At 70.0% G+C, this 14,797-nt stretch carries 12 protein-coding genes; 8 read left to right on the top strand and 4 right to left on the bottom strand.

Going from position 1 to position 14,797, the window contains the following annotated elements; translation table 11 throughout:
* The first annotated feature begins 100 nt into the window (after positions 1 to 100).
* Positions 101 to 979 carry a LysR family transcriptional regulator gene (locus tag GGD88_RS09495; RefSeq protein WP_184434683.1) on the top strand — a complete coding sequence of 293 codons (879 nt, stop codon included), beginning with the start codon at positions 101 to 103 and terminating at the stop codon, positions 977 to 979.
* 135 nt (positions 980 to 1,114) lie between these two features.
* Here the strand turns inward: GGD88_RS09495 and GGD88_RS09490 are convergent, their stop codons facing one another.
* Positions 1,115 to 1,816: a hypothetical protein gene (locus GGD88_RS09490; RefSeq protein ID WP_184434680.1), complete on the bottom strand. Its 702-nt coding sequence runs from the start codon at positions 1,814 to 1,816 to the stop codon at positions 1,115 to 1,117.
* A 225-nt stretch (positions 1,817 to 2,041) separates the two neighbouring features.
* Here GGD88_RS09490 and leuB point away from each other — a divergent pair, with 225 nt between their 5' ends.
* The 7 genes from leuB (at position 2,042) to GGD88_RS09455 (ending at position 11,501) form a co-directional block, all read left to right on the top strand.
* Positions 2,042 to 3,136 (top strand): 3-isopropylmalate dehydrogenase, encoded by a 1,095-nt coding sequence (gene leuB, locus GGD88_RS09485; RefSeq protein WP_184434677.1) that lies wholly within the window; start codon positions 2,042 to 2,044, stop codon positions 3,134 to 3,136.
* Positions 3,137 to 3,995: 859 nt separating this feature from the next.
* The gene (locus GGD88_RS09480) at positions 3,996 to 4,634 is read left to right on the top strand and encodes a cell wall hydrolase (protein WP_184434729.1); all 639 of its coding nucleotides are present in this window, start codon (positions 3,996 to 3,998) and stop codon (positions 4,632 to 4,634) included.
* A gap of 151 nt (positions 4,635 to 4,785) precedes the next feature.
* Positions 4,786 to 5,826, top strand: a complete 1,041-nt coding sequence (locus GGD88_RS09475; protein ID WP_184434674.1) for an aspartate-semialdehyde dehydrogenase — start codon at positions 4,786 to 4,788, stop codon at positions 5,824 to 5,826.
* A gap of 104 nt (positions 5,827 to 5,930) precedes the next feature.
* On the top strand, positions 5,931 to 8,609 hold the full coding sequence (alaS, locus tag GGD88_RS09470; RefSeq protein ID WP_184434671.1) for an alanine--tRNA ligase: 2,679 nt from the start codon (positions 5,931 to 5,933) through the stop codon (positions 8,607 to 8,609).
* A gap of 276 nt (positions 8,610 to 8,885) precedes the next feature.
* A complete protein-coding gene (locus GGD88_RS09465; protein ID WP_184434668.1) occupies positions 8,886 to 9,257 on the top strand; it encodes a response regulator in 372 nt (123 codons plus the stop codon).
* Positions 9,258 to 9,499: 242 nt separating this feature from the next.
* Complete coding sequence (locus GGD88_RS09460) at positions 9,500 to 10,654, top strand: protein-glutamate methylesterase/protein-glutamine glutaminase (RefSeq protein WP_184434726.1); 1,155 nt, start codon at positions 9,500 to 9,502, stop codon at positions 10,652 to 10,654.
* Positions 10,655 to 10,658: 4 nt separating this feature from the next.
* Positions 10,659 to 11,501 (top strand): CheR family methyltransferase, encoded by an 843-nt coding sequence (locus GGD88_RS09455; protein ID WP_184434664.1) that lies wholly within the window; start codon positions 10,659 to 10,661, stop codon positions 11,499 to 11,501.
* 296 nt (positions 11,502 to 11,797) lie between these two features.
* On the opposite strand, the gene GGD88_RS09450 is transcribed toward GGD88_RS09455, so the two are convergent.
* From GGD88_RS09450 to GGD88_RS09440, 3 genes are read right to left on the bottom strand one after another with little or no spacing between them, the layout of a single operon-like run.
* Positions 11,798 to 13,189: an NAD(P)(+) transhydrogenase (Re/Si-specific) subunit beta gene (locus GGD88_RS09450; protein ID WP_184434661.1), complete on the bottom strand. Its 1,392-nt coding sequence runs from the start codon at positions 13,187 to 13,189 to the stop codon at positions 11,798 to 11,800.
* 12 nt (positions 13,190 to 13,201) lie between these two features.
* Positions 13,202 to 13,621 carry an NAD(P) transhydrogenase subunit alpha part 2 gene (locus GGD88_RS09445; RefSeq protein ID WP_184434658.1) on the bottom strand — a complete coding sequence of 140 codons (420 nt, stop codon included), beginning with the start codon at positions 13,619 to 13,621 and terminating at the stop codon, positions 13,202 to 13,204.
* Between the two features lie 16 nt (positions 13,622 to 13,637).
* Entirely contained in the window at positions 13,638 to 14,792 is a 1,155-nt protein-coding gene (locus tag GGD88_RS09440) for a Re/Si-specific NAD(P)(+) transhydrogenase subunit alpha (protein WP_184434655.1), read from the bottom strand.
* Positions 14,793 to 14,797: the final 5 nt, after the last annotated feature.

Below are 14,797 nucleotides of genomic sequence, written 5' to 3'. Positions count from 1 at the left end.
TCTTGAAATTTCAAAGATTGCAGCGAACCATTCTATAAAATAGAACGTATGGGCGGGCCACGGCCCGCCCCATCCGGGGTCGACCGGGGAGCGCGCCACCATGGCCAGCCTGAACTACACGCATCTGCGCGCCTTCCACGCCGTGGCCCATGCCGGCGGCCTGACCCGGGCGGCGCAACGCCTTCATGTCGCGCCCTCGGCGCTGTCGGTGCAGATCCAGGCGCTGGAGGCCCATCTCGGCCAGCGCCTGTTCGACCGCGAGGGCCGGCGCCTGGTGCTGACGGAGGCCGGCCGTATCGCCCTCGACCATGCCGACACCGCCTTCGCCGCCGGCGACGAACTGGTCGCCACCCTGCGCGACGGCGCCGTCGCCGGCCGCCGGGTGCTGCGCGTGGGCGCCATCGCCACGCTGTCGCGCAACTTTCAGCGCGACCTGTTGCGGCCGCTGCTGAACCGGCGCGATGTCGAGGTGGTGGTGCGCACCGGCACCATGGCCGACCTGCTGGCCCGTCTGGGCGCGCACGAACTGGACCTGGTGCTGTGCAACCAGCCGGTCCGGCGCGACGCCGCCACGCCCTGGCACAGCCACCTGATCCAGGAACAGCCAGTCAGCCTGGTCGGGCGACCAGACCCGGACGGCGGCCCGTTCGTGTTCCCGGACGACCTGGCCCGGGTGCCGGTGCTGCTGCCCGGGCTGGACAGCGATATGCGGGCGGCCTTCGACCGCCTGCTGGCGCTCGCCGGGGTGCGGCCCCTGATCCAGGCCGAGGTGGACGACATGGCCATGCTGCGCCTGCTGGCGCGCGAAAGCGACGGGGTGACCCTGGTCCCCCCGGTGGTGGTGGAGGACGACCTCGCCGCCGGCGTTCTGGTGGAACGCTGCCCGGTGCCCGCGATCCGCGAACGCTTCCACGCCATCACGCTGGCACGGCGGTTCCCGAATCCGCTGGTGGCGGCGGTGCTGCCGGCGGCCGGCTGACAGCCGATTGCGACAAACCGGAATCGTGGCACGACTTCGGTTGGTCGCGATAATCGGCTGTAAAATCAATAATGTAGAGCCGATTCACGTTCGAAATCGGACCGCATCTGCGGTTCCGATTTCGACCAATCGGCTCTAGGTTCCGCCGCCGCCGCCGCTGCCGTCCCCGGCCGGGACGGGGAGGCTGACGCCGGCTGACGCCAGCAGGGCGACCAGCCCGGCCCAGGCGGCTTGGGCCAGGGCCATGACCTGCGGTCCGTTCAGGGCCACCACCAACCCGAGCGTGGCGAGTTGCACCAGCAGCAGCCCCCGCACCAGCCCGCGCAGGCGGGCGACCCGGCGCTCCAGCGCCACCGGCCGCAGCTCCGTCGCGGCCTCGCCGAGGGTGCCGCGCACCCGGTCAAAGAAGCCGATCGACAGATAGGTCTCCAGGGTCTGCACCGCGCGGGTCAGGGCCTCCAGCCGCTCGCCGACCGTGGCGTCGTCCGTGGCCGCGTTCGTCTCGGCGGGGGCGTCGGGTTTCGGCGCGGCGGCCGCCAGGGCCCCGCGCAACGCCTGCATCTCCTGACGCAGCGCCTTGATGGCGGCGGCATCACCGCCCCCTTGGCCGCCCCCTTGGCCGCCCCCTTTGCCGCCCCCTTGGCCGCCACCGCCGGTCCGGCCCGCGCCGCCGGCCGGCCGTGGGGCCGCGCCCTGCGCCGGCGGGACGCCGCCCAGGTTGACGGTGACGGGGCCGGGCGCCGGGGCCGGCTGCGTGCTCACCCGCATCGGGGCGTCGGCGGGGGCCGGCGTGGTGGGATCGGGAGGCGGCGCCGTCTCGCGCGAAGAATCGCTCATGGTCCAGGCTCGGGTGTGGATCGGCGGGCGGGCCGCCGCAGGGTGGTACGGTGGCGATCATGGGTCATCGGGGCCGGCGAGGGAAGAGGCAGCACGCGGCCCGGCGTCGAGTCTGGACAACCGGTCCGGGGCCAAGCATACCGTGAGGCCGCATCCACCCCCCGCGGCGCGGCCCGGCCGGCCCGGCCGGCGCCGCCCGCGACTCGACAGGGAGACAAGACCACCATGGCCAAGCGCGTGCTGATCCTGCCCGGCGACGGCATCGGCCCCGAGGTGATGGCGCAGGTGCGCCGGCTGCTCGACCGCATCGGCGGCTTCAGCATCGACGAGGGTCTGGTGGGCGGTGCCGCCTACGACGCCCACGGCACCCCGCTGCATGACGACACCCTGGCCGAGGCCCTGAAGGCCGACGCCGTGCTGCTGGGCGCGGTCGGCGGCCCCAAGTGGGACACGCTGCCGTTCGCCGACAAGCCGGAGCGCGGCCTGCTGCGCCTGCGCAAGGACATGGACCTGTTCGCCAACCTGCGCCCGGCGCTGGTGTTCGACGCCCTGGCCGGGGCCTCGACCCTGAAGACCGACCTGGTGCGCGGCCTCGACATCATGATCGTGCGCGAGCTGACCGGCGGTGTGTACTTCGGCGAGCCGCGCGGCATCGAGGCACTGCCGAACGGCGAGCGCCGGGGCGTCAACACCCAGGTCTACACCACCTCCGAGATCGTGCGCGTGGCCCGCGTGGCCTTCGAGCTGGCCCGCAAGCGCGACCGGCGGGTGTGCTCGGTCGAGAAGGCCAACGTGATGGAAAGCGGCCTGCTGTGGCGCGAGGAGGTGCAGACCCTGCACGACGCCGACTACGCCGATGTCGCCCTGTCGCACATGTACGCCGACAACTGCGCCATGCAGCTCGTGCGCCAGCCGAAACAGTTCGACGTCATCGTCACCGACAACCTGTTCGGCGACCTGCTGTCCGACTGCGCCGCCATGCTGACCGGCTCGCTCGGCATGCTGCCGTCGGCCAGCCTGGGCGCCGAGGACGCCGACGGCCGCCGCAAGGCGCTGTACGAGCCGGTGCACGGCTCCGCCCCCGACATCGCCGGCCGGGACAAGGCCAACCCGATGGCCTGCATCCTGTCGGCCTCGATGATGCTGCGCTACTCGTTCGACCGGACCGCCGAGGCCGACCTCATCGACCGCGCCTGCCAGGAGGTGCTCAACGCCGGCATCCGCACCGGCGACATCGTCGAGCCGGGCATGACGCCGGTCGGCACCGTTGCCATGGGCGACGCCGTGCTGGCCGCGATGGATCGGCTGTCGGGCGCCTGACGGCGGATCAGGAGGGGAAAAAGGGCGGTCCGGCGCGCGCGCTCCGAGGGGGAGAGGATGGGGACGGCGCACCGGGCCGGCAAGGCTGGACGAAGGAGGCGGTCGGCCGCGATGGGCGCGCGGCCCCCCTCCGGGTGGTTGCCTGAAGTGTGAAACGGCGCGTCGAGCCCGCGCATTGCGATGGCGCAAGGAGACGAGGCTTTCGCGCGTCGGGCGGGGCGGCCCGGCGAGTCGCGCCGACCGCTCCCGAAGACTCCCGGCCCAGGCGTGTCAAGAGAAATTTTCGCGTCATACGGTGTGTCGTCGCGGCCACGTCGGCCCGGTGATCGCCCCCTGCCCCGACCCGTTTCCGGGGGTTTTGCGGCGTATTCGAGCTAACGTGGCCAGATCGGTCGGTCGCGGAACCGGCTCTCACGGCATGACTTTTTCGCGGTCATGGTGACGCCCGGGGGTGACACGGCCGTCCGGCCCCCCATGTTGCGATGCACAGCGGTTTTTGGTAGCGGACCTTGGGTCAAGGTGTTCGGTGACCTGTGCGACGCGGTCGGCGACGGGAACGGTCGGGCCGCGCTCTTGATGTTTGTGCGACGACTGTCTGTGCGACGAAGTGTCCGTGCGACGCCCGCACCGCCCCGGTAGCCGGGCGAGTCGAGACAGGATCAGGCCCGGCCGGGCGAGCGCCCGGCCCCGTGACCGCGGATCGCCGCGCCGGCCCGCCATGACCGGCCAGACCGGATGCGCGTCGGCGGCGATGGTGAATATCCGTGCGACGGCGACAGGGTCCTCAGGATCGACGGACGGTCGCCGCGACCAGTGAGGACAGCCGGTGACCAGAGTGACAAGACTGTGTGGACGCGTGATGGCCGTGGCGGCGCTGGCCGTCGGCTTGGCCCTGCCGGGCAGCCCGCCGGCCCGGGCCGACGCGCCGCACGCCGCCTTGCCCGCCGATCTGCGCGTCGACTGGACGCGCCTCGTGGTGGCGCGCGACGAGTTGATCTGCCTGGCCCTCAACGACTACTGGGAGGCGCGCGGCGAGGACACACGCGGTCGCGTGGCGGTCGCTCAGGTGGTTCTGAACCGCGCCCGCGACCCGCGCTTTCCCGACAGTATCTGCGGTGTGGTGACCGAGAACCGGTCGACCGTGCCGGGCCTGTGCCAGTTCTCGTGGTACTGCGACGGCCGCGCCGACACGCCGCACGAGAGCGACGCCTGGCGCGCCTCCGTGCTGCTCGCCAAGTCGCTGCTGACGCGCAACAACGCCATCAGCGACCTGACCGGCGGCGCCCTGTGGTACCATAACCGCGACGTCGACCCGCGCTGGAGCGGCCGGCTGGAGTTCGCGACCCGGGTCGGCGACCATTACTTCTACCGCGAGGCCGGGCCGCGCGTGCTGGAGGCGGGCACGCCGCCGCAGACCTTCGCCGACTGGACCGAGGAACAGGCCCAGGCGCCGGCGGCCGGCGACGACGACCAGGTGGCGCGCACGACCGAGCGATGAGACGCGGCCCCACCCCGGCGGTGCGCCGGGCGGGCCGACAACGGCGACGGGCGGGCCTGCCACGGGTCCGCCCGTTTGCATGGAGTTTCCGATGGGGCCGGGGCGCACAGCCGCCGGCCAGCCACTTCAAGCGCAGGGGATACGGACGACCATGGCATATCGTGAGGGCGGCTATCGCGTGGCGGTGATCGGGGCCACCGGCAACGTGGGGCGGGAACTGCTCGCCATCCTGGCCGAGCGCGGATTCCCGGCATCGGAGGTCATCGCGCTCGCCTCCGACCGGTCGGCCGGGCAGGAGGTCTCGTTCGGCGAGGACCGGACCCTGAAGGTGCAGAACCTCGAGACCTTCGACTTCACCGGCGTTGACGTCGCGCTGTCCTCGCCGGGCGCCAAGGTCTCGGCCGTGCACAGCCCGCGCGCCGCCAAGGCCGGCTGCGTGGTGATCGACAACACCTCGCACTTCCGCATGGACCCGGACGTGCCGCTGGTGGTGCCGGAGGTCAACCCGGAGGCCCTCGCCGGCTTCCGCAAGAAGGGCATCATCGCCAACCCCAACTGCTCGACCATCCAGATGGTGGTGGCGCTCAAGCCGCTGCACGACGCCTTCGGCCTGCGCCGGGTCGTGGTCTCGACCTATCAGTCCACCTCGGGCTCCGGCAAGGCGGGCATGGACGAGCTGTTCAACCAGACCCGCGGCATCTTCATGAACCAGCCCTGGCGCGACCACCAGGACAAGTTCACCAAGCAGATCGCGTTCAACGCCATTCCCCACATCGACGTCTTCATGGACGACGGCGCGACCAAGGAGGAATGGAAGATGAACGTGGAGACCCGGAAGATCCTGGATCCGACGATCAAGGTGCACGCCAACTGCGCGCGCATCCCGTCGTTCATCGGCCACGCCGAGTACGTCAACATCGAGACCGAAAAGCCGATCGACGCCGAGGCGGCCCGGGCCGCGCTGCGCGACGCCCCCGGCGTGACGGTGGTCGACTTCCGCCAGGACGAAGGCTACGTCACCCCGGCGGAATGTGCGGGCGAGGATCCGGTCTATGTCTCGCGCATCCGCGACGACGCGACGGTGGAGAACGGCCTGTCGTTCTGGTGCGTGTCCGACAATCTGCGCAAGGGCGCGGCACTCAACACCGTGCAGATCGCCGAGGTGCTATGCTGCGACTACCTGGACGCTTGACCGGTCCGAACTCGCGCCTCACCTGGACTCCAGGGCGCGCCGCGCGGTAAAAGCGCGCCGCGCCCCGGGGCTTTTCCCGCTCGGTGAACGGAACCACGCAGGCCATGCAGACCACGACCCAGATCCGCCAGAGCTTCCTCGACTTCTTCAAGCGCGAGGGCCACGAGCATGTGGCCTCCAGCCCGCTGGTGCCGCTGAACGATCCGACGCTGATGTTCACCAACGCGGGCATGGTGCAGTTCAAGAACGTGTTCACGGGGAACGAAACGCGACCCTACACGCGTGCCGTGACCTCGCAGAAGTGCGTCCGGGCCGGCGGCAAGCACAACGACCTCGACAACGTGGGCCATACCGCGCGGCATCATACGTTCTTCGAGATGCTCGGTAACTTTTCCTTCGGAGACTACTTCAAGGAAGAGGCGATCGACTTTGCCTGGCGTCTGGTCACCCGCGAATTCGGCCTCGACCCCAAACGCCTGCTGGTCACCGTGCACACCAGCGACGAGGACGCCGCCACCCTGTGGCGCAAGGTGGCGGGGCTGCCGGACGAGAAGATCCTGCGCATCCCCACCTCCGACAATTTCTGGATGATGGGCGAGACCGGCCCCTGCGGCCCGTGCTCCGAAATCTTCTACGATCACGGCGAGGACATCCCGGGCGGGCCGCCCGGCAGCCCGAACGAGGATGGCGACCGCTTCATCGAGATCTGGAACCTCGTGTTCATGCAGTTCGAGCAGCTCTCGAAGGAGGAGCGGGTCGACCTGCCGCGGCCGTCCATCGACACCGGCATGGGCCTGGAGCGCATCGCCGCCGTGTTGCAGGGCAAGCACGACAACTACGACATCGACCTGATGCGCAACCTGATCGAAGCCATCGCCGCGGCGGCGGGCACCGATCCGGACGGCCCGCACCAGGTCAGCCACCGTGTGATCGCCGACCATCTGCGCGCCTGCGGGTTCCTGATCGCGGACGGCGTGCTGCCCTCCAACGAGGGGCGCGGCTATGTGCTGCGCCGGATCATGCGGCGCGCCATGCGGCACGCCCACATGATGGGGGTGCGCGACCCGCTGATGTACAAGCTGGTGCCGGCCCTGGTGCACGAGATGGGCCATCCGTTCACCGAGCTGGAGCGCGCCCAGGCGCTGATCACCGAGACCCTGCGGCTGGAGGAGACCCGGTTCCGCCAGATGCTGGACCGCGGCCTGCGCCTGCTGGCGGACGAGACGGCGGCGCTGCCGGCCGGCGGCACCCTACCCGGCGCGGTGGCGTTCAAGCTTTATGACACCTACGGTTTCCCGGTCGACCTGACCCAGGATGCGTTGCGCGGGCAGGGACTCGGGCTCGACATGGCCGGGTTCGAGGCCGCCATGGAGCGCCAGCGCGCCGAGGCCCGCAAGGCCTGGGCCGGCTCCGGCGACGCCGCCACCGAGAAGGTGTGGTTCGACCTGCGCGATCGTCTCGGCGGCTCCGACTTCCTGGGCTATGCCACCGAAAGCGCCGAGGGCCAGATCCAGGCCATCGTGGTGGACGGAACGCCGGTCGACGCCGCCACCCCCGGCACCGAGGTCGCCGTGATCGCCAACCAGTCGCCGTTCTATGGCGAATCCGGCGGCCAGATGGGCGACACCGGGGTCATCGTGGTGCCCGAGAAAGGGCGCGTGCGGGTGCGCGACACCCAGAAGAAGCTGGGCGATCTGATCGTGCACCGGGGCACGGTGGAGGACGGTCCCATCGCCGTGGGCGACGAAGCCCGCTTCGACGTCGACGGCTCGCGCCGCTCGGCGCTGCGGGCGCACCATTCCGCCACCCACCTGCTGCACGAGGCGTTGCGCCGGGTGCTGGGCGATCACGTCACGCAGAAGGGCTCGCTGGTGGCGCCGGACCGGCTGCGGTTCGACATCAGCCACCCCAAGCCGCTGACCGCCGAGGAGATCGCCCGCGTCGAGGCCATCGTGAACAGCCAGATCCGGGCCAACGAGGCCGTGACCACCCGTCTGATGGAGCCGGAGGCGGCGATCGAGGCCGGCGCGATGGCCCTGTTCGGCGAGAAGTACGGCGACGAGGTGCGCGTGGTCTCGATGGGCGCGGCCGAGTCCGCTGGCGGGGCGGGCGGCGGCCGGCCGGTGTTCTCGGTCGAGCTGTGCGGCGGCACCCACGTCGGCCGCACCGGCGACATCGGGCTGCTCAAGATCATCGGCGAGAGCGCGGTGTCGGCCGGCGTGCGCCGGATCGAGGCCATGGTGGGCGACGCCGCGCTCGCGTACCTGTCCGAGCGCGAGGCCCTGCTGATCCAGGCCGCCGAGTCCCTGCGCACCGCGCCCGCCGAGGTGCCGGGCCGCGTCGTCAGCCTGCTGGAGGAGCGCCGCCGGCTGGAGAAGGAGCTGGCGGACGCGCGCAAGAAGCTGGCCCTGGGCGGCGGCGCCGGCGGCGGCGAGGCCACGGCGGCGGCCAAGGCGGTCAACGGCGTTTCCTTCGCCGGGCGCCTGCTGGCGGACGTGCCGCCCAAGGACCTCAAGGGGATGGCGGACGAGATCAAGGCGCAGATCGGCTCCGGCGTGGTGGCCCTGGTCAACACCGCCGACGGCAAGGTCTCGCTGGTGGTCGGCGTCACCGACGACCTCAAGGGCACCCATGATGCCGTTGCCCTGGTGCGCGCCGGCGCCGCCGCCGTGGGCGGCAAGGGCGGCGGCGGGCGCCCCGACATGGCGCAGGCGGGCGGCCCCGATGCCGCCCGCGCCGGCGAGGCGCTGGCGGCCATCGAGGCGGCGCTGCGTGCCGGCTAGCGCGGATCCGCGACCGGCGGACCGTCCGGACCGCCTGTGACCCGCGATCGGGGTCACGGGTGGGGCGTGACTCCGTCCTGACTGTGGGAGGACCGGCCCGGCGACGGTCCGGCCGACCGCCATCCTTGACGGGCCTGTCGAATTGCCGTTTAAAACAGGTCGATGGTTCACCGGCGCGGCTCTGCACGCCAAGGTGGTGGCGCGACCGTGTCCGCCCCGGGAAGTGCCGACCGGGCGTGACGGCTGCACGCGGATCCTGGGAAACGAAGGTTCGTCATGAAATCTTGCCTGATCGTGGACGATTCCAAAGTCATCCGCATGGTGGCCAAGAAGATCCTCCAGGAGCTGAGCTTCGAGACCGAGGAGGCGGCCGACGGTCAACGCGCGCTCGACCTGTGCAAAGACCACCTGCCCACCGCCGTCCTGCTGGACTGGAACATGCCGGTCATGAACGGCATCGAATTCTTGCGCGCTCTGCGGGCTCTGCCCGGCGGCAATGCGCCCGTGGTTGTGTTCTGCACCACCGAGAACGACATTGAGCACATCCAGGAGGCCATCGAGGCCGGCGCGAACGAGTACATCATGAAGCCGTTCGACAGCGAGATCCTTCAGGCGAAGTTCGCGCAGGTCGGGCTGATCACCGGATAGCGGCGGCCGTCGCCGCGCCATGGCCCCGCGCGCGCCCGGCGGGGTCACCGTCCGCAGGGCCTGGAGCCAGGGACGCGCCCCCCGTGAGCCATCCCGGCCAGCCGATGCGGCGCGCCGGGTGCCGGGTCGCGGGGCTCCCGTCCCATCACGATGTCTGCCAGGGGTTACGCTTTTTGTCATCGCCAACGTTCAGGGGCACCGCACGCGGCACCGGAGAGACCGGCGAGGGTCCCGTGCGAGTCATGGTCGTCGACGATTCGGCGGTGGTGCGGGGCCTCGAGACGCGCATTCTGGATGGCGATCCGCAGATCACGGTGGTCGCCTCGGTCGGCAACGGGCAACTGGCCGTGCAGGCGTTGGACCGGCACGACATCGAGGTCGTTGTCCTGGACATCGAGATGCCGGTGCTGGACGGGTTGTCGGCGCTGCCGAAGCTGCTGGAGCGCGACCCGACCGTGAAGATCATCATGGCCTCGACCCTGACCCTGCGCAACGCGGAGATCAGCCTCCAGGCGCTGGAGGCCGGGGCGGCGGACTACGTGCCCAAGCCGACGGCCTCGCGCGAGATCTCCGGCGAGGGCGACTTCAAGCGCGACCTGCTGGCCAAGGTCAAGGTCCTCGGCCAGGCGCGGCGCCGCGAACTGCGCCAGCGCGGCGGGGCGCCGGCCCCGTCCACAGCCCCCTCTGCGGCCCCGTCTGCGGCCCCGTCTGCGGCCACGGGGCGACGCACGCGGCCCGGCCCGGCCGAACGTCCGGCGCCGGCGGCCCGGCCGCCGGTCCCGGTCACGCTGCGCCCGGCGCCGGCGGTGCAGGAGGGCGTCGATGTCATCGCCATCGGCAGTTCCACCGGCGGGCCGCAGGCCCTGTTCACGGTACTCGGCGGCCTGAAGGCCGCCGGCGGCGTGCGCCAACCCATCCTCATCACCCAGCACATGCCGGCCACCTTCACCACCATCCTCGCCGGGCACCTGACCCGCGCCGCCGGCCTGGAGGCGCGCGAGGCCGTCGACGGCGAGGTGATCCAGGAGGGGCGGGTCTATGTCGCGCCTGGCGATTACCACATGATCGTGGAGTCGCGCGGGGCGCAACGGGTGCTGCGCCTGACCAAGGATCCGCCGGAAAATTACTGCCGTCCGGCCGTGGATCCTCTGTTCCGCAGCGTGGCGCGGGTCTATGGTCGTCGGGCGTTGGCCGTGGTACTGACTGGCATGGGGTCGGATGGGGCCAAGGGGGGCGCCGTGATCGTCGCAGCGGGCGGCACCGTGATTGCGCAGGACGAAGCCACCAGCGTCGTCTGGGGCATGCCGGGGGCGACGGCCCAGGCGGGCCTGTGCACGGCGGTGCTGCCGATCGGGGACATCGGGCCCTACATCTCAAGACTGGCGAGCAAGCGCTGAGACGATGAAACCGGATGATTTCGACTATGTCTCCAAGCTCCTCAAGGAGCGGTCCGGTCTGGTCCTGACCAAGGACAAGGCCTACCTCCTCGAAAGCCGGTTGATGCCGCTGGCCCGCAAGCGGGGGCTGAAGGGCCTCGACGAGCTGATGGCCGTGCTGCGCAAGCGCGACGCCGCCGTCGAGAAGGCCATCGTCGAGGCGATGACCACCAACGAATCGTTCTTCTTTCGCGACAACAAGCCGTTCGACCAGTTCCGCAGCGTCGTGCTGCCGAACCTTCTGAAGGCGCGCGCCAACAAGCGCAGCTTCCGAATCTGGTGCGCCGCCTGTTCGTCGGGGCAGGAGCCCTATTCGCTCGCCATGATCCTGAAGGAAGAGGCGGCGCGCTTGAACGGCTGGCGGTTCGAGATCGTCGGCACCGACATCTCCTCGGAGGTGCTCAAGAAAGCGCGGGCGGGCGCCTACAGCCAGTTCGAGGTGCAGCGGGGCATGCCCATGACCCTGCTGGTCAAGTACTTCAAGAAGAAGGACGAGAACTGGGTGATCGACCCGGCCATTCAGGCCATGGTCCAGTTCAAGGAATGGAACCTGCTGGGTGATCTGCGTCCCCTCGGCCAGTTCGACGTCGTGTTCTGCCGCAACGTGCTGATCTATTTCGACCAGCCGACCAAGGGCAAGGTGCTGCACGGCATCTCCCAGGTCCTGTCCGACGACGGCGTGCTGTATCTCGGCGGCGCCGAGACCGTGCTGGGCATCTCCGAGCACTTCAAGCCGGTGCCGAGCCAACGCGGCATCTACGCCGTCACGCGCAACAGCGGCCTGTCCCTCGGGGCGCCGCCGGCCTGACCGCGGTCGGACGTGCCGGGCGCGTCGCGCGTGCCGGACGTGCCGGGCGAGCGCCGTGGTCCCCGCCGGCCGCGTGAGCCGGCCGACCCTTCCCCACCATCGGCTGTATTGATTTTGGAGCAGATTCACGCGCCAAAATGGGACCGCGGCGCGAGTCCATTTTGGCGCGATCTGCTCTCGACTCGCCTGTCGCGCGACACCGGGGCCACGCCGACCGACTCCCCCCGAAAAGGAAAGCGGGGCGGCCCCGCTCGGGACCGCCCCGCCGTCGCATCCGGCGATGTGTGCGGGCCGCCCTATTCCAGCGCCTGCACGATTTCCTCGGTCATCTTCTTGGCGTCGCCGAACAGCATCATGGTGTTGTCCTTGAAGAACAGCGGGTTCTCCACGCCGGCATAGCCGGAGGCCATGGAGCGCTTCACGAACAGCACCGTCTTGGCGTTCTCCACGTCCAGGATCGGCATGCCGTAGATCGGGCTCGACGGGTCGGTCTTGGCCGACGGGTTGGTGACGTCGTTGGCGCCGATCACGTAGGCCACGTCGGCCGTGGTGAAATCGTTGTTGATGTCCTCCAGCTCGAACACCTCGTCGTAGGGCACGTTGGCCTCGGCCAGCAGCACGTTCATGTGCCCGGGCATGCGGCCCGCCACCGGGTGGATGGCGTACTTCACATCAATACCCTCGGCCTTGAGCTTGTCGGCCATCTCGCGCAGCGCATGCTGGGCCTGGGCCACCGCCATGCCGTAGCCCGGCACGATAATGACCTTGGAGGCGTTCTTCATGATGAAGCCCGCGTCGTCCGCGCTGCCCGCCTTGACCGAGCGATCGCCGGCGGGGCCGCCGGCCGCGGCCGCCCCCTCGCCGCCGAAGCCGCCGAGGATGACGTTGATGATCGAGCGGTTCATGCCCTTGCACATGATGTAGGACAGGATCGCGCCCGAAGAGCCGACCAGCGCACCGGCCACGATCAGCAGCGGGTTGCCCAGGGTGAAGCCGATGCCGGCCGCCGCCCAGCCCGAGTAGCTGTTGAGCATGGAGATCACCACCGGCATGTCCGCGCCGCCGATCGGGATGATGATCAGGAAGCCCAGGATGAACGCCAGCGCCGTCAGCAGCGCGAACACCACATAGTTCTCGGTGGCGCAGAAGATGACGATCAGCACCAGCAGCGCGATGCCGAGACCGGCGTTGAGCTGGTGCTGGCCCTTGAACACCACCGGCGCGCCCGAGACCAGCCCCTGCAGCTTGGCAAAGGCCACCACCGAGCCGGAGAAGGTGATGGCGCCGATGGCCAGGCCCAGCGACATCTCGATCAGGCTGGCGACCGGGAGGTTGCCGACCGTACCGATGCCGTAGTTCCCCGGGGTCAGCAGCGCGGCCCAGGCCACCAGCACGGCGGCCATACCGACCAGCGAGTGGAAGGCCGCGACGAGCTGCGGCAGCGCCGTCATCTGCACCTTGCGCGCCACCACGGCGCCAACGCCGCCGCCGATGGCCACCGCCAGCGCCATCGGCAGGTAGTTGACGACGTTGGGCGCGATCAGCGTGGTGACGATGGCGATGGCCATGCCGATCATGCCGAGCAGGTTGCCCTGGCGGGCCCCCACCGGCGAGGACAGCCCCCGGAGCGCCAGGATGAAACACACCGCGGCGACCAGGTAGGCGAACATTGTCAAACCGGACGTCATGTCTCGCCCTCCCTATTTCTTCTTCTTGAACATGGCGAGCATGCGTTCGGTGACGATGAAACCACCGAAGATGTTGATCGACGCCAGCAGCACCGCCACCAGGCCGAGCCAGCTCGCACCGGTCATCTCGGCCGGGCCGGCGGCGATCAGGGCGCCGACGATGATCACGGACGAAATCGCGTTGGTCACGCCCATCAGCGGCGAGTGCAGGGCCGGGGTCACGCTCCAGACCACGTAGAAGCCGATGAAGCAGGCCAGCACGAACACGGTGAACAGCCACCAGAACTCGCCGGCATGACCGCCAGCGGCGGCGCCGTCGAGGGCCGAGGTGGCGACCTGTTCGGCCAGGCTCCGCGCGTTCTCGGCGAGCGTGCCGGCCTGCTCGGCCAGCGCGTCGGCCTGGGACGCGAGGGTCTCCGTTTGCGTTGCCATGGTGTCCCTCTATCCTCTAGTTCGAGCCGCCGGCCAGCGCCGGATGGACCACCTTGCCGTCGTGGGTGACGCAGGTGCCCTTGATCGTCTCGTCCTCCCAGTTGAACGAGAAGCCCTTGGACTCCTTGTCGAACATGGGGGTGAAGAAGTTCAGCAGGTTCTTGGCGAACAGGGGGCTGGCGTCGGCGGCCACCCGGCTCGGCAGGTTGGGGTAGCCGATGATCTTGACGCCCTCGACCTCGACCATCTTGCCCAGCTCGGACAGCGCGCAGTTGCCGCCGGCCTCGACCGCCATGTCGACGATCACCGCGCCCTTCTTCATGGTACGCACCTGCTCGGCGGAGACCAGCTTGGGCGCCGGGCGGCCGGGGATCAGGGCGGTGGTGATGACGATGTCGACCTTCTTCAGGACCTCGGAGATGACCTGCTTCTGCTTCTCGAAGTACTCGGGCGGCATCTCCTTGGCGTAGCCGCCCTCGGTCTCCGCCTGCTTCTCCATCTCCTCGTCGACGGTCACGAACTTGCCGCCCAGGCTCTCCACCTGCTCGCGGGTCGCCGGGCGCACGTCGGTGGCCTGCACCACCGCGCCCATGCGCTTGGCGGTGGCGACGGCCTGCAGGCCGGCCACGCCGGCGCCGAACACCAGCACGCGCGCGGGCGGCACGGTGCCGGCGGCGGTCATCATCATCGGGAAGGCGCGGGAGAAGGCGTTGGCGCCCTCGATCACCGCCTTATAACCGCCCAGGTTGGCCTGCGAGGATAGGATATCCATCGACTGGGCCCGGCTGATGCGCGGCATCAGCTCCATGGCGAAGGCGGACACGCCGGCCGACGCCAGAGCCTCGACCAGCGGCTTGTTCGTGAGCGCGTTCAGATGACACATCAGCGTCGCGCCCCGTTTCATGAGGGCGACCTCGTCCGTGCCCTCGTCGGCCGTCATCGGGCGTTGGATCTTCCAGACCAGGTCGGCGTCGCCCAGGGCCGACTTGGCGTCCGGGGCGATGGTGACGCCCACGTCCTTCAGCATGTCGTCGGTGACGTCGGCGCCCAGGCCGGCGCCGGTCTCGACCACCACCTCGACGCCGAGTCCGACCAGCTTCTTGGCGACCTCGGGCGAGATCGCCACGCGAGCCTCGTCGCTCCGGCGTTCCTTTGGTACGGCGAGTTTCATGGATT

The sequence above is a fragment of the Roseospira goensis genome (assembly GCF_014197795.1).
In the GTDB taxonomy this organism is placed as follows: domain Bacteria; phylum Pseudomonadota; class Alphaproteobacteria; order Rhodospirillales; family Rhodospirillaceae; genus Rhodospira; species Rhodospira goensis.
The sequence above is the reverse complement of the archived record's forward strand: the minus strand, read 5'-3'. Positions and strand labels throughout refer to the sequence as shown.

What these genes read in the sequence shown, in the direction of transcription:
- GGD88_RS09440 (WP_184434655.1), bottom strand. Translation starts at nt 14,792, where the DNA reads ATGAAACTCGCCGTACCAAAGGAACGCCGGAGCGACGAGGCTCGCGTG.
- GGD88_RS09480 (WP_184434729.1), top strand. Translation starts at nt 3,996, where the DNA reads ATGGCCGTGGCGGCGCTGGCCGTCGGCTTGGCCCTGCCGGGCAGCCCG.
- GGD88_RS09490 (WP_184434680.1), bottom strand. Translation starts at nt 1,816, where the DNA reads ATGAGCGATTCTTCGCGCGAGACGGCGCCGCCTCCCGATCCCACCACG.
- leuB (WP_184434677.1), top strand. Translation starts at nt 2,042, where the DNA reads ATGGCCAAGCGCGTGCTGATCCTGCCCGGCGACGGCATCGGCCCCGAG.
- GGD88_RS09450 (WP_184434661.1), bottom strand. Translation starts at nt 13,189, where the DNA reads ATGACGTCCGGTTTGACAATGTTCGCCTACCTGGTCGCCGCGGTGTGT.
- GGD88_RS09475 (WP_184434674.1), top strand. Translation starts at nt 4,786, where the DNA reads ATGGCATATCGTGAGGGCGGCTATCGCGTGGCGGTGATCGGGGCCACC.
- GGD88_RS09445 (WP_184434658.1), bottom strand. Translation starts at nt 13,621, where the DNA reads ATGGCAACGCAAACGGAGACCCTCGCGTCCCAGGCCGACGCGCTGGCC.
- GGD88_RS09460 (WP_184434726.1), top strand. Translation starts at nt 9,500, where the DNA reads ATGGTCGTCGACGATTCGGCGGTGGTGCGGGGCCTCGAGACGCGCATT.
- GGD88_RS09465 (WP_184434668.1), top strand. Translation starts at nt 8,886, where the DNA reads ATGAAATCTTGCCTGATCGTGGACGATTCCAAAGTCATCCGCATGGTG.
- GGD88_RS09495 (WP_184434683.1), top strand. Translation starts at nt 101, where the DNA reads ATGGCCAGCCTGAACTACACGCATCTGCGCGCCTTCCACGCCGTGGCC.
- alaS (WP_184434671.1), top strand. Translation starts at nt 5,931, where the DNA reads ATGCAGACCACGACCCAGATCCGCCAGAGCTTCCTCGACTTCTTCAAG.
- GGD88_RS09455 (WP_184434664.1), top strand. Translation starts at nt 10,659, where the DNA reads ATGAAACCGGATGATTTCGACTATGTCTCCAAGCTCCTCAAGGAGCGG.